Source organism: Streptomyces sp. NPDC088817 (assembly GCF_044750345.1).
Taxonomy (GTDB): Bacteria; Actinomycetota; Actinomycetes; order Streptomycetales; family Streptomycetaceae; genus Streptomyces.
The window spans coordinates 194233-207311 of the sequence record NZ_JBIVJN010000002.1 but is presented as its reverse complement, the minus strand read 5'-3'; the positions used below and the strand labels follow the sequence as shown (position 1 = coordinate 207311).

13 protein-coding genes, 1 tRNA gene and 1 pseudogene are annotated in these 13079 nt (G+C 69.6%); 8 read left to right on the top strand and 7 right to left on the bottom strand.

Annotated features, from left to right (window positions below):
* The first annotated feature begins 98 nt into the window (after positions 1–98).
* Both ACIP4X_RS04565 and ACIP4X_RS04560 read left to right on the top strand, forming a co-directional pair.
* Positions 99–566 (top strand): transposase, encoded by a 468-nt coding sequence (locus ACIP4X_RS04565; RefSeq protein ID WP_391454421.1) that lies wholly within the window; start codon positions 99–101, stop codon positions 564–566.
* Between the two features lie 166 nt (positions 567–732).
* Positions 733–1047 carry a hypothetical protein gene (locus ACIP4X_RS04560; protein ID WP_358738352.1) on the top strand — a complete coding sequence of 105 codons (315 nt, stop codon included), beginning with the start codon at positions 733–735 and terminating at the stop codon, positions 1045–1047.
* Between the two features lie 174 nt (positions 1048–1221).
* On the opposite strand, the gene ACIP4X_RS04555 is transcribed toward ACIP4X_RS04560, so the two are convergent.
* The 3 genes from ACIP4X_RS04555 to ACIP4X_RS04545 form a co-directional block, all read right to left on the bottom strand.
* Positions 1222–1713: an HNH endonuclease gene (locus tag ACIP4X_RS04555; protein ID WP_391454083.1), complete on the bottom strand. Its 492-nt coding sequence runs from the start codon at positions 1711–1713 to the stop codon at positions 1222–1224.
* A 12-nt stretch (positions 1714–1725) separates the two neighbouring features.
* Positions 1726–2271 carry a GIY-YIG nuclease family protein gene (locus ACIP4X_RS04550; RefSeq protein WP_401346597.1) on the bottom strand — a complete coding sequence of 182 codons (546 nt, stop codon included), beginning with the start codon at positions 2269–2271 and terminating at the stop codon, positions 1726–1728.
* Positions 2272–2588: 317 nt separating this feature from the next.
* Positions 2589–2966, bottom strand: a complete 378-nt coding sequence (locus tag ACIP4X_RS04545) for a MerR family transcriptional regulator (RefSeq protein WP_358738282.1) — start codon at positions 2964–2966, stop codon at positions 2589–2591.
* 174 nt (positions 2967–3140) lie between these two features.
* On the opposite strand from ACIP4X_RS04545, the gene ACIP4X_RS04540 reads away from it, so the two are divergent.
* The 3 genes and pseudogenes from ACIP4X_RS04540 to ACIP4X_RS04530 form a co-directional block, all read left to right on the top strand.
* Positions 3141–3557 carry a carboxymuconolactone decarboxylase family protein gene (locus ACIP4X_RS04540; RefSeq protein ID WP_358738284.1) on the top strand — a complete coding sequence of 139 codons (417 nt, stop codon included), beginning with the start codon at positions 3141–3143 and terminating at the stop codon, positions 3555–3557.
* Positions 3558–4274 (top strand): SDR family oxidoreductase, encoded by a 717-nt coding sequence (locus ACIP4X_RS04535; protein WP_358738285.1) that lies wholly within the window; start codon positions 3558–3560, stop codon positions 4272–4274.
* Between the two features lie 294 nt (positions 4275–4568).
* Positions 4569–5223 (top strand): annotated as a pseudogene (locus tag ACIP4X_RS04530) (tyrosine-type recombinase/integrase); the annotation flags it as partial.
* A 67-nt stretch (positions 5224–5290) separates the two neighbouring features.
* Here ACIP4X_RS04530 and ACIP4X_RS04525 read toward each other — a convergent pair.
* The 3 genes from ACIP4X_RS04525 to ACIP4X_RS04515 form a co-directional block, all read right to left on the bottom strand.
* A tRNA-Arg gene (locus ACIP4X_RS04525) sits at positions 5291–5366 on the bottom strand.
* Positions 5367–5422: 56 nt separating this feature from the next.
* Positions 5423–6922: an IclR family transcriptional regulator C-terminal domain-containing protein gene (locus tag ACIP4X_RS04520; RefSeq protein WP_391454419.1), complete on the bottom strand. Its 1500-nt coding sequence runs from the start codon at positions 6920–6922 to the stop codon at positions 5423–5425.
* A 348-nt stretch (positions 6923–7270) separates the two neighbouring features.
* Complete coding sequence (locus tag ACIP4X_RS04515) at positions 7271–8566, bottom strand: M6 family metalloprotease domain-containing protein (RefSeq protein ID WP_358736284.1); 1296 nt, start codon at positions 8564–8566, stop codon at positions 7271–7273.
* A gap of 339 nt (positions 8567–8905) precedes the next feature.
* On the opposite strand from ACIP4X_RS04515, the gene ACIP4X_RS04510 reads away from it, so the two are divergent.
* Positions 8906–9559, top strand: a complete 654-nt coding sequence (locus ACIP4X_RS04510; RefSeq protein ID WP_358736282.1) for a TetR/AcrR family transcriptional regulator — start codon at positions 8906–8908, stop codon at positions 9557–9559.
* A gap of 210 nt (positions 9560–9769) precedes the next feature.
* Positions 9770–11323, top strand: a complete 1554-nt coding sequence (locus tag ACIP4X_RS04505; protein ID WP_391454026.1) for a DHA2 family efflux MFS transporter permease subunit — start codon at positions 9770–9772, stop codon at positions 11321–11323.
* Between the two features lie 18 nt (positions 11324–11341).
* Here the strand turns inward: ACIP4X_RS04505 and ACIP4X_RS04500 are convergent, their stop codons facing one another.
* Positions 11342–11881: a MarR family transcriptional regulator gene (locus ACIP4X_RS04500; protein WP_358736279.1), complete on the bottom strand. Its 540-nt coding sequence runs from the start codon at positions 11879–11881 to the stop codon at positions 11342–11344.
* A 97-nt stretch (positions 11882–11978) separates the two neighbouring features.
* Between ACIP4X_RS04500 and ACIP4X_RS04495 the strand changes: the two genes are divergently transcribed.
* Complete coding sequence (locus ACIP4X_RS04495; RefSeq protein WP_358736278.1) at positions 11979–12764, top strand: class III extradiol ring-cleavage dioxygenase; 786 nt, start codon at positions 11979–11981, stop codon at positions 12762–12764.
* The last annotated feature ends 315 nt before the right edge of the window (positions 12765–13079 follow it).

Below are 13079 nucleotides of genomic sequence, written 5' to 3'. Positions count from 1 at the left end.
AGCCCTACCTGCACCAGCGGTGGACAGAGGGCTGCACCGTCGCCCGCCGCCTGTTCGAGGAACTCCGCGAGCGCGGCTACCCCGGAGGCGAGAGCGTCGTGAAGAAGCACGTGCAGCGGCTCCGCGAAGCCCTTCCCCACGACGATCCGCCCCGCAAAGCCCCGTCCGTGCGGGACGTGACCGGCTGGCTCACCCGCCGCCCCGACCGTCTCGACGACGACCAGGAACAGCAGCTCAAGACGATCCTCGCCCGCTGCCCCGAACTCGACCGGACCGCCGGGCACGTGCGTGCCTTCGCCGAGCTGATGAACAACCGCCAAGGCCAGGACCTGGACAAGTGGATCGAGCGCGTTCAGGCCGACGACCTGCCCGCCCTGCACGGCTTCGTCAGCGGGATCGGCCAGGACCGCGACGCGGTCGTCGCCGGACTCAGCCTCAGCTACAGCTCCGGCGCTGTCGAGGGCCACAACAACAAGATCAAGATGCTGAAGCGGCAGATGTTCGGCCGGGCCAACTTCGACCTGCTGCGCAAGCGGATCCTCCTCACGGCGTGCGGCCGTTCATGATCGCGGTTGTGGTGACCCTCCGTGGCCCCAGCACGGAAAGTGATCCAGAACCACGGTTTTTTCAGAGAACGACGACACCCCGGAGTGCTGGCGTCCGGCGTCGTTGATGTCACTCGTAGATGTCAGAGCGGAGCAACCCGCGCGCGCTCGCTGGCACGATGAGCCCGTGGTTGATCTGGAGCGCATCAAAGCAGAGACCGTGGCGTACTTCCGAGCACTCGATGAGAACGCCACCCTGCGGCACCACTTCCGCGGCACTGACGAGGAGGGCGGTTTGTGGTACTTCGAGGCCGTGCCCGACCGCGGCGAGTTGATCGCTGTCAAGCAAGCCGAGCTGACCTCGGCCGGCCGACTCCACCGGTACAGCTGGGAGTACCTGGAGGACGAGCACGGCTTCCTGACAGACCAAGCGATCGACCCTGAAGAGGATCCGTTGGAGGCCATCCCGGCTGAAGAGTTCCAGCAAGTGTGGACTCGGTGAGCGGGCTGGACAACCACTTTAGGAGAGAGGCTGGGCCGTAGGGTAGGTGACCTGCGGTTTTGCTGGCCGAGCCAGCGGGCACGAGTGCGCCCGTCAGCCACCCTGGTTGACCGTGCCTGACCCCCACATCTGGCACGGTTGTGGCACGCGCCTTCTTCGTAGAGGCGTGCGCGGTCAGCGTCCTTCGCGTTCGTAGCGTTCCACCCGACGCGCCAACTTGGCGCGATACCTCTCAGGTGCGTGGGAAGCCCGAGAGCGGCGGACCATGTCCTCGGCCCTGAGGCTTTCTGCGTAGGCCTGGAGCGCGGGTATCCGGAGGAGGACAGCGCGCTGCGCTTCGGCTTCCTCGACAGTCCCCAGCGGGGTGCTGGCGTTGCGCTCATGGTTGCAGCCCCAATGGGTGAGGCGCACGTTGTCGCGCGTGTCCGCGCCGCCGGCCGCGATAGTGCGGACGTGGTCGATGCTCGGCGACCGAGGGTCTGGATGCCGGTAGGCCTGGTCCACTGGATCTTGGCATAGGCCACAGATCCAGCCGTCCCGTTCACCGATCTCTACCGCTGTGTAGCGTTCGACGCTCCCATTGCTCCGCATGCGCTCACGGCGACGCCGATCCTGGGCGCGCTTGACTTCGCTGCGCCGAGGGGTGGGCAGGTCTGCGTTGCTCACCTGTGCTTCTTTCTACGCGCTGATGGGCAAGGCTCTTGCCCGCTGCCGAGCTTTGGCGCGCACTTCTTTGAGGCGGTCGTGAAAGCCATTGTGGCGGTTCTGGTCGAGGTTCAGGGGAAGGTCATGCTGAGCGATGAGCTCCGACTCCAAAGTCCACGGTTCGTCGTGTTCCAGCCAGCACACTTGCGCGTGGTCGGCCATCCATTGGCTGAGGTCGGCTTCCCCGCTCTTACCGAACGTCAGGCGGTTCCCGCTACCTACGCGGCGTAGCTCGAGCCCGAGCAGGCAGCCAAGGGTGAGCCGCAGAGTCGATCCAGCCGCGTTGCCCCGGTAGTGGTACCGGACGCGCTTCCTGAGGTTCTGCGTGCTGGTCCGGTTGGACATGTGGCGCGGAGCTATGCCGACGTAGAGCAGTCGTCCGGGGGCCAAGTCGGGGTGGGGTGCCTCCTTGAAGTGCCACCCGTAGACTTCGGCCGCTGCTGATACAGGGCATTGCCGCACCAAGACCTCTCGCACCGACCACAGCCGTGCAGGACTGGTGAGGGCGGTCGCGTCCACAGAACCTCCAAAGCTAGAAAGTCCATTGGGCGCAGGCTACTTGGCGACAACGACACGAGACGTCCGCGGCATGCGGGCCACCCGGCGCGGACAACAGGAGACACTCAGCTCGGGAAGCTCGGGTTCTCTGGCCTGGGTCGCCGCGCTGACCTGTGGCTAAGGTCGCTGGCGCTCTGGCGGGCCACCGTTCGATACCCCGGTGTTCCCCGTGGTTCCCCGGTGGATCTGGCACGCGTCTGGCACGGATCTCTTCGTCCCGAACTCTCGGAGGGGCCGCCGTCCTGCCCGTCGCCGCCCCGCAGCAGCTTCCCTGATCGTCACCCGGCGGCTTGCGGTGACGGTTCGTCGTAGATCCCGACGCGTAGGACGTGCTCGATGACGCCGTCGAGCTTGTCGCGTGCCGCGGTCAGCTCGGTGATGCGCTGCTGGATGGCGTCGCGCTCGTGCCGGATCTTGTCGTACATGCTGCCGGTGACCATTCCCGTAGACACGCACGGCAGCAGATCGACGATCGTGTGGCTGGGCAGGCCTGCGGCGTAGAGCTGCTGGATGAGCTGAACCCGCTCGACCGCGCCCTCGTCGTAGGTACGCTGCCCGCCCGCGGTGCGGTCCGAGTCCAGCAGCCCCTGCTGCTCGTAGTAACGCAGCGAGCGCACGCTGACGCCGGCTCGATGCGCCAGTTCCCCGATCCTCATCGTGTCTCCCGTCACATTCGCCTTGGCGGATTTGTCTCTGACATCAGTGTCAGGTTCTAGCGTAGGCGACGGCTCCAAGAACGAAGACCACCACACACCCGGCCCCGTTCTCGCCCCCTGGTGCACGAGCAGACGGGACCGGGCAGAACGAATCGGCCTGAGGAGGCACACATCATGAGTGACAGCATCGACCTGACCGGCAAGAGCGAGCGGTACAAGAAGGGCATCGCCTACTACGAGTCGATCCACGGCGCGGCCGGCGCGCAGTCCTTCGACGCTTTGGAGGGCATCGCCCCTGGGTTCGCGGACCTGCTCATCGAGTTCACGCTCGGCGACATCCACTCCCGCCCCGGCCTGGACGTCAAGACGCGCGAGCTCCTCACCGTGGCCGCGCTGACCGCCATGGGCACCGCGAACCTCCAGCTCAAGACCCACGTTGACAGCGCGATGAACGTCGGCTGGACCAAGGAAGAGATCATCGAGACCATCACCCAGATGGCCGTCTACGCCGGGTTCCCCGCCGCTCTCAACGGGTTCTTCGCCGCGGCCGAGGTCTTCGCCGCCCGCGAGGCCGCCGGCCAGGAGGCCTGAATGGAGCTCGCCGGACAGACCGCCCTGGTCACGGGCGCGAACCGCGGCATCGGCCGCCGGTTCGTCGCCGAGCTCCTCGCTCGTGACGTGCGCAAGGTCTACGCCGGCATCCGCAACCCGGATGCCGCCGACCAGGAGATGCGTGAGGACCCACGCGTCGAGCTCGTGCGCCTGGACATCACCGACACCGACGCGGTCGAGGCGGCAGCACACCGGGCCGAAGACGTGTCGGTGCTGATCAACAACGCCGGGATCTCCACCTCCCAGCCCCTCCTGGAGGCCGACGTCGACACCGTCAGGCGCGAGATCGAGACACACGTGTTCGGGACCCTTTCCATGGCCCGGGCGTTCGCCCCCGCACTACGAGCGCACCAGGGCGCGATGGCCAACATCCTGTCCGCGCTGTCATGGTTCTCCTACCCCGGCTCCGGTGCCTACTCCGCGGCCAAAGCAGCCGAATGGAGCCTGACCAACAGCCTGCGTCTCGAGCTCGCCCCCGCGGGTGTCCTGGTCCAGGGCGTGCATCTGGGAGCGGCCGACACCGATATCAGCGCCGGGTACGAGGGACCCAAGATCGACCCCACCGACGTCGCACGCTTCAGCCTCGACGGGATCGAGAACAATCAGATCGAAGTCCTCGTCGACGACTGGAGTCGTACCGTCAAGGCCGCACTCACCAGCGAACCCAACGCCGTGCTCACCGCACTGGTCGGCTAGAAAAAGCCGACCACAGGTGTGTGACGTGCCGGCACGGACACTCCACACTCGGCCAGGGCCGCCACCCTCGCCTGCGGATACGCACACGAGGTCCCCCGTGGCTCCCGCCGGCACCGCCATGTCCCGTCCCTTCGGGCACATGAGGGGCACGCCGTCCGACGCGGCCCTGGGTGCGATGCAGGAGTAGGGCTGCGACGGGCGCCGTGGCCCTGGGCCCGACCTGGTGCGCTTCCCCTTACTGGAGCGGATGCGCCAGGAGATCACCTGGCTCCTACGGCACCAGCGAAGGGGACTGAACCGCCCCGCGTCAAGCAGCGGCAGATCCGCCCGTGGACGCTGGAGGAGACGCTGACCTTCCTCGAAGCCGCGCGCCGGGACCCGCTATACGCCGCGTTCGTGCTGGCCGTCGCCATGGGCCTGCGGCGCGGGGAACTGGTGGGTCTGCGCTGGTCGGACATGGACCTCGAAAACCGGGTGCTGCACGTCCGCCAACAGACCCAGCGACGCCGGGGCACGCTGTACGACGACGACCCCAAGAGCCGCCGCAGCCGGCGTGGTGCCGATGCCTGCGCTGTGCATCGCACCGCTGCGCTGGCACCGGCTGCGGCAGCGGGAGGCGTTCGCGCGCACGGGCGTCGCCTGGTCCGAAAACGGCTACGTCTTCGCCACGCGGAACGGCCGGCCGGTCGAGCCGCGCAACGTCTACCGGTCCTTCACTCGGGTCGCGGCCGATGCCGGGCTGCGGGTGGTGCGGCTGCACGACGCGCGGCACGGCTGCGCCACGCTGCTGACGGCCGCTGGCGTGGCGCCGAGGGTCATCATGGAAATCCTGGGGCACAGCCAGATCAGCATCACGATGGACGTGTACACGCACGTCGTGCACGACACCCAGCGCGAGGCGATCAGCCACATGGACCGGCTGCTCAAACGCCGTCTGCCGGCCGCCTGAGAGGCGACTGCCGTCAAATGCTGCCGTCAAAACGGCCCGGACCATGATCGGTCCGGGCCGTTTTGGCTGGTGCCCCCGGCAGGATTCGAACCTGCGACACCCGCTTTAGGAGAGCGGTGCTCTATCCCCTGAGCTACGAAGGCGGATCGTGGTCGTGTGGGCCACAGGCGTCAGCGTACCGGATTGGGGCGGTGGGGAGTCAGGTCAGGGCGACACGGGTGAAGCGGGAGGCCATGTGGAGGTCCTCCTCGATGTGGTGGGCGGTGCGGGTCAGGGCGGGGAGGAGGTGCTCGACGCATTCCTCGCGGGTGTGGCGGGCCGCGTGGAGGGCGATGTTCGTCGCGGCGACCGCTCGGCCCGCGCGGTCGTGGAGGGGGACGGCGATCGAGCGCAAGCCCTGTTCCAGTTCCTCGTCGGCCAGGGCGTAGCCGTGGCCGACCAGGAGGGCTCGGCCCAGGGACGTCGCCCGGGCCGGGAGGCGGGCGCCGACCGTGACGTCGACGCTCATGATGCGGCTCGTGGTGGCGCGGGCCGTGTACTGGATCTCCTCGCCCGACGGCGTCAGTACGGCGAGCGACGTCGTCTCGTGCACCCGCGCCGCCAGGTCCTCCAGATGCGGCTGCGCGATCCCGGACAGGGTGGCGCGGGAGAGCGGCGGGAAGCCCAGGGACAGGACCCGGGGGGTGAGCGTGAACGTGCGGCTCTCCTTCGACTGGCTCACCAGGCCCAGGTGCTCGTAAGTGATCAGCGCCCTGCGGGCCGTCGCCCTGGCCAGGCCCGTGGCCTTCGCCACCTCCGTCAGGGTCAGGGCGGGCCGGCCCTCGTCGAAGGCCGTCAGGACCGTCAGTCCGCGGGCCAGGGATTCGACGAAGTCGCGGCCCAGTTCCTGTTTCGAGGCGGCCGTCCAGCTCGCCAGCCCCGACGGCGGCGGCGCGGACGCCGGGGGCGGGGCCTCGCGCAGGTCCCGTTCCATGGCCGCGACCGTTTCCCGCAGGCGGGGCAGCAGCGTCGTGCGCAGATCGCGAGCCGAGTGGCGGCTGGTGTGGCTCACCACGCTCGCCACGCACACGATCCGGCCGCCGGCGGGGTCCCGTACCGGGACGGAGACCGCGACCAGCCCCGGTTCGATCAGCTGGTCGTCCAACGACCAGCCCTCGCGGCCTGCTTGAGCGGTTCGCTCCTCGAAGTCGTCCGGCCCTGGGGTGCGTTGCGGCACCGCCGGGAAGGTGCGGTCCTCCGGGTCCGCCGAGCGGCGCTCGTGCCAGCGGTGCCAGTCCTCGTCCGTCCACTCGGTGGCGAACAGCGCGCCCGGCGCGGTGCGTTCGGCCGGGAGCAGGTCGCCGATACGGAAGCTCAACGACATCGCGCGGCGCCGGGTCGCCTGGTGGATGAAGCGGATTCCGTCGCGGTCGCCGACCGCCAGCGACACCGACTCGTCCAGCTCGTCGGCGAGCGCGTCGGCGTGCGCTCCGAGCAGCGCCGGCAGGCGCAGCGCGGCCAGATAGGCGTTGCCCAGCGCCATCAGGCGGGGAGTGAGGACGACGTCCCGGCCGTCGAGGCGTACGTATCCCATCCGGGCGAGCGTCGCCGTGATGCGGTCCACCGTCGAGCGGGCGAGGCCCGTGGTGCGTTCCAGGGCGCTGGGGCTCAGCGCGCCCCCGGCCCGCGTCAGCTCCCGCAGTACGGCCACGCCCCGCATCAGGGGGGTCACGGCTTCGGCGGGTGCGGCGGAGGGTGAGGAGGGGGGTGCGGCCGGGTGCGCGCCTGCCGTGGAGGGCCCGGTCCGGGCGTTGCCCCCGGTCTGGGCGTTGCCCCCGGTCCGGGCGTCGTCGGCATCGGCGGCCTCATGGGCCTCCGGATCCGTCGTGGTGTTCGCGGGCATCGGTTCGGTTCTCCGGTACGGCGGTGGTCGCAGCAGGCCTACGGCGGCCTACGGTAGTCCGTTCGCGCGTCCGCACGGTCAGCGTCCGCACGGTCAGCGTGCGAACACTTCAGGTCCGTACGAATATCCGCTATCCGCTCCGCCCCCGTCCGCGCGGATCACACGTCACTGCCGCGTGACCCGTACCCGGTAGTTCCCCGCGCGGTCGGTCGGGAGCACGTCGACGCGGAGGTGTGCCTTGGGGTCCTTGAAGGACTCGCCCGGCGCGAAGGGCGCGTCCGAGAGTTCCGCCTCGACGTTGGGGCTGCGGGTGCAGCCGCCGGAGTTGGGGTGGGAGTCGCGGACCGTGATCGGGCCCTGCCCGGTGTCGACCTCGGCGTCGACCTTGTAGACCAGGATGCCGGGACGGCAGACGTCCTCGTCGTTGCCCGAGAGTGTGCGCAGTTCGAGGGCGTAACCGGTCCGTCCGTCGAGGGGGACGAAGACCAGTTTGTGGCCGCCCACGCGGCCCAGCGGGGTGAGGGTGTACTCGGTGGAGCCCTTCCTGGACGCGCAGCTCACCTGGGAGGCGTCCAGCCAGCCCAGCTTCCACTTGTGCCAGCCGAGCAGGTCGTTGTTGGCGCCCCAGTCCTCGCTCATGATGTCCCAGTGGCCGACCGCCTCCCCGCCCTCCTGGGTGTAGAGGTCGGGCAGTCCGAAGACATGGCCGTTCTCGTGGGGCAGGACGCGGAAGCCGGTGTTCTCGAAGGAGCCGGAGCCGTCGTCCTGGCGGGAGTAGATGAAGGAGACGTTGGCTATCGCGACGCCGTTGGCGACCGGTGCGTCCGAGTTGCCGGCGAAGGTCACCGACAGGACCGTGTCCAGGGCGGAGGGGCCCGCGTTCGGGGTCATGAGGATGTTGATCAGGTCGTAGTCCCGGAAGTCCACCGTCGGGCCGGCGGCCGCGACTATGTCCTTGATCAGCTGGCGGTAGCCCGGGTCGAACGGGGCGCCGCGCTCCAGGCCGTAGTCCTTGAACGCCTTCGGCATGCGCAACCACCGGGTGATCGGGGTCTCCGCGCGGTAGTCGAGGCGGCCGTACGAGGCTTTGTGGAACCACTCCTGGGTCTGCGGGAAGAACTCGTGGAAGCGGTCGAGCGCGTCGTCCTCGCCGGGCGCATCGGAGAAGTCGATCATCAGGGTCAGCGCGTGGACGGTACCGAGGGAGCGGGCGTAGCTGCCGGTCGTGGGGACGCCCTCCGACATCTGGACCGAGGAGGCTCCGCTGATCATGCAGGGGGTCAGGGCGGGGGAGCGGGCCAGCGCGGCCGTTCCGGTGTCGGGCGCCGTGCCGCCCGCCCTGAGGTGCCCGGTGCCCGCCGAGGTGCCGACCGCGAGGATCAGCGCCGTGACGGAGGCCATGGCGACCGCACGGCGCTTGGGTATCGGGCCTATACGGCGGCGGGGCGGCAGCGCCTGCATGCGTTCACCTTTCGCGCCAGGCAGCCACCGTTCCCGGCTGCACCCTTGCGATCACCCTGTGTCGCCTGGGCGTTCGGCGCGCGCTGGAGCGGTCCGGACGTGGGACGGGGCGCCCGGTCGTGGGAACGCGCGTGCCCAGCCGGGTGTGACTCAGGTCACGGGAAAATTCGCGGCAGCCGGGAAATAACCGGGGATCTCTTCCCCGTTTGGCTGTGTGTCCGCGCGAAACGGGGACTCGCTCCCCGGATCGCAACCACCCGACTGACCGGCAGTCGGCTGACCGACCGGCTGACCGACGGGCCGGCCCACCGGCCGACCCACCGACTTGAGGAGTGCACCGTGCAGGCCGCGACGACCGCGAACCCCGAGCAGCGCAAGGCGACCCGGCCTCGCGCCGATGCCCTGCGCAACCGGGAGCGCATCGTCACCGCCGCCGGCGAGATGTTCGTCGAGCACGGCCCCGAGGTGCCGCTCGACGAGATCGCCCGCCGGGCCGGCGTCGGCAACGCCACGCTGTACCGCAACTTCCCGGACCGTGACGCCCTCGTCCGCGAGGTCGTCTGCTCCGTCATGGACCGTACGGCGCGGGCGGCCGAGCAGGCGCTCGCGGAGACGGGTGACGCATTCGATGCCCTGGAGCACTTCGTGCACGCCTCCGCCGACGAGCGGATCAGTGCGCTGTGCCCGATGGTCTCCAGCACGTTCGACCGGCATCACCCCGACCTGGAAGCCGCCCGTGAAAGGATCGAACACCTCGTCGAGGAGGTCATGGACCGCGCCAAGCAGGCCGGGCAACTGCGCCCCGACGTGGGCGTCGGCGATGTGATGGTCGCCGTGGCCCAGCTCTCCCGGCCGCCGGCCGGCACCGGCTGCGGCAGCATCGACCGCTTCGTTCACCGTCATCTGCAACTGTTCCTGGACGGACTGCGGGCCCCGGCCCGATCCGTCCTGCCGGGCACGACCGCGACCTTGGAGGACCTCCGCCGGGCCTGACCGACCGGAAGCGCAACGGGTCCCGAGCCGGCCGTGAGGTCGGCCGCGACCTTCCGACGCCGTTTTCTCCGTCTTTTCCGGCTCGTTCCAGCCTCTTTCCGTAACTTCCCGACTCTTCTCCTCTCGCCCCTCTTCTTCTCCTCCCGTTCTTCTCGCCTCCCTGGCTCTCCCTGTCTTTTTCCGTCACGAAGTCCCGAAGTGGGTACACCCATGTCTGAAACAGCCGCAAAGGCTCCCGGCGTCCCCGAGACGTCCGGTGATCCCGGGCGCTGGAAGGCGCTCGTCTTCATCGCGCTCGCCCAGCTGATGGTCGTGCTGGACGCGACCATCGTGAACATCGCCCTGCCCTCCGCCCAGCGCGACCTGGGCATCTCCGACGGCAACCGGCAGTGGGTCGTCACGGCCTACGCCCTCGCCTTCGGCGGACTGCTGCTCTTCGGCGGCCGTATCGCCGACCTGTGGGGCCGCAAGCGGGCCTTCGTGACCGGTCTGACCGGCTTCGCGGCGGCGTCGGCGCTCGGCGGCGCGGCCACCACCGGCGCGATGATGTTCGGCGCCCGCGCGCTGCAGGGCGTGTTCGGCGCGCTGCTCGCGCCCGCCGCGCTCTCCCTGCTCGCGGTGACGTTCACCGACGCCAAGGAGCGCGCCAAGGCGTTCGGCATCTACGGCGCGATCGCCGGTGGCGGTGGCGCCGTCGGCCTGATCCTGGGCGGATTCCTCACCGAGTACCTGGACTGGCGCTGGACGTTCTTCGTGAACATCCCGTTCGCCGTCGTCGCCGCGGCCGGCGCCTACTCCGTCATCCGCGAGCCGGCCGGCGGCCGCAACCGCTCGCCGCTCGACATCCCGGGCGTGGTGCTGTCCACCCTCGGCCTGGTCTCCCTGGTGTACGGCTTCACCCGCGCCGAGTCCGAGGGCTGGAGCGACACCCTGACTGTCTCGATGTTCGTCGCGTCCGCCGTTCTGCTGCTGGCCTTCGCGCTGGTCGAGTCGCGGGTGAAGGCCCCGCTGCTGCCGCTGCGCGTGGTCACCGACCGCAATCGCGGCGGGATCTACCTGTCGCTGGGCCTGGCGGTCATCGGGATGTTCGGCCTGTTCCTCTTCCTGACGTACTACCTCCAGGTCGTGCGGGGGTACACGCCGGTGCGGACCGGCTTCGCCTTCCTTCCGATGGTCGTCGGCATGATCACCGGCTCCACCCAGATCGGCACCCGCCTGATGACCCGGGTGGCACCGCGACTGCTGATGGGCCCCGGCTTCCTGGTCGCCGCCACCGGCATGCTGCTGCTGACCCAGCTGGAGCTCGACTCCTCCTACGCCGCCCTGCTGCTGCCCGCGATGCTGCTGCTGGGCCTCGGCATGGGTACGGCGTTCATGCCGGCCATGTCCCTGGCCACGCAGGGTGTCCAGCCGCGTGACGCGGGTGTCGCCTCCGCGATGGTCAACACCTCGCAGCAGGTGGGCGGCGCCATCGGTACGGCGCTGCTGAACACGATCGCGGCCTCGGCCACGACCTCGTACATCCAGGACCACATCACGGGTGCCGCCACCAGGCCCCAGCAGCAGCTGGTGCAGTTGCAGGGCATGGTGCACGGCTACACCAGCGCGGTCTGGTTCGCCGTCGGCATCCTGGTCGCGGCCGCCGTGATAGCCCTGACCCTCGTCAACGCGGGGCGTCCGGGCGGCACCAAGGTGACCGGGTCCGGGTCCGGGTCCGGCGCGGGCTCCGAGGACGAGACGGCGGTGCCCGTCATCGCCCACTGAGGCACCGGGCGGATCCTCTCAGCGGAGCCAGGGCAGGTCCGCACCCGCTTCGTTCGGCTGGAGTCCCTCGGCGACGATCTGCATGATCTCGCCGAGGGACTTCTGCTGTTCCGGGGTGAGACGGTCGAAGAGCGCCTGGCGTACGGCGGTCACATGACCCGGCGCGGTGCGGCGCAGCACCTGGAGACCCTGGTCGGTGAGGACCGCGAACTGGCCGCGCTTGTCGGAGGGGCAGTCCTCGCGGCGCACCCAGCCGTTCTTCTCCAGGCGGGCGATCGCGTGGGAGAGGCGGGAGCGGGTGATCTTGGCGTCCATGGCCAGCTCGGTCATCCGCAGCCGGTACTGCGGGGCCTCGGCGAGCTTGACGAGGAGGCCGTAGTAGATGTGCGGCATGCCCGCGTCGCGCTGGAGCTGACGGTCGAGGTGGTCCTCGAGCAGGGTGGTGGCGTGCCGGTAGGAACGCCAGACGCGTTGCTCCTCGGCGGTGAGCCAGCGGGGGGCATCGGCCTCGGCGGGCTGGGGGGCGGGCTCTGGGGCGGAAGCGGGTGCCGTGTTCATACGCCCCACTGTACGAGCTACTCCTTGAAGCTTAAACAAATTGGGCGTAAGGTGTGGATTGAAGCTTTAGATTTCAAGCATCTTGCAGGGAGTCGCCATGTCCGCCGCCACCCGAGAGCGCATGCCCGCCCTCTACCTCAGCCACGGTGCCCCGCCGCTCGCGGACGACCCGGTCTGGCCCGGCCAGCTCGCCGCCTGGTCCGCCGAGCTGCCCCGCCCCAAGGCGATCCTCATGGTCTCCGCGCACTGGGAGGAGGCCCCGCTGGCCCTCGGCGCCGTCGAGACGGTCCCCCTGGTCTACGACTTCTGGGGCTTCCCCGAGCACTACTACCGGGTGCGCTACGAAGCCCCCGGCGCACCCGAACTCGCCGAGAGCGTGCGGAAGTTGCTGCGCGCGCCCGGAATGCCCGTGCAGGACGTCCCGGACCGCGGCCTCGACCACGGTGCCTACGTCCCGCTCGTCGAAATGTTCCCCGCGGCCGACATCCCCGTGCTCCAGGTCTCCATGCCGACCCTCGACCCGGTCAGGCTCATGGACATCGGCCGCAGGCTGGCGCCGCTGCGAGACGAGGGCGTCCTGATCGTCGGCTCCGGCTTCTTCACCCACAACCTGGCCGCCCTGCGGCACGCCGGGGTGCCGAGCTGGTCCGCGGAGTTCGACGACTGGGGCAGGCGCGCCCTGGAGGGCCGTGACTGGGACGCCCTGCTGGACTTCCTCGACAAGGCCCCGGCCGGACGGTACGCCCACCCGCGCACAGAGCACTTCGCCCCGCTGTTCGTGACCATGGGCGCGGCGGAGGCCGGCGGCGAGCTGGGTACGCAGAGGTCCGTGATCGACGGCTTCTGGATGGGCCTGGCCAAGCGTTCCGTGCAGTTCGGCTGAGACATGCGCGCCCCCGCTGCGTAAGACGAGGGTGTGGAGAGTCTTGGATTTTCCCGAGAGTCCGGGTTTGCGGCAACCTTCCACGGGTGCGATTCGTCCATCAGGGTGGAAGGTGGTCGAAGAGGACGCTCTTCCCTGAAGTGGCGCCATCGGTGTGAGTGGGGTCTCGCATCCGGGGCGGCCGGCGGGGTCCGTGGAGGATCCGGGACCGCTCTCGGCGCCGCCCTGACCTGCGGTTCCGCAGTCGTCGGCGGCAGAGTTCGACGGCTGTGGCGAGACAGGGTACTGCATGATCAGAAAATTGGGGGGCGGGTT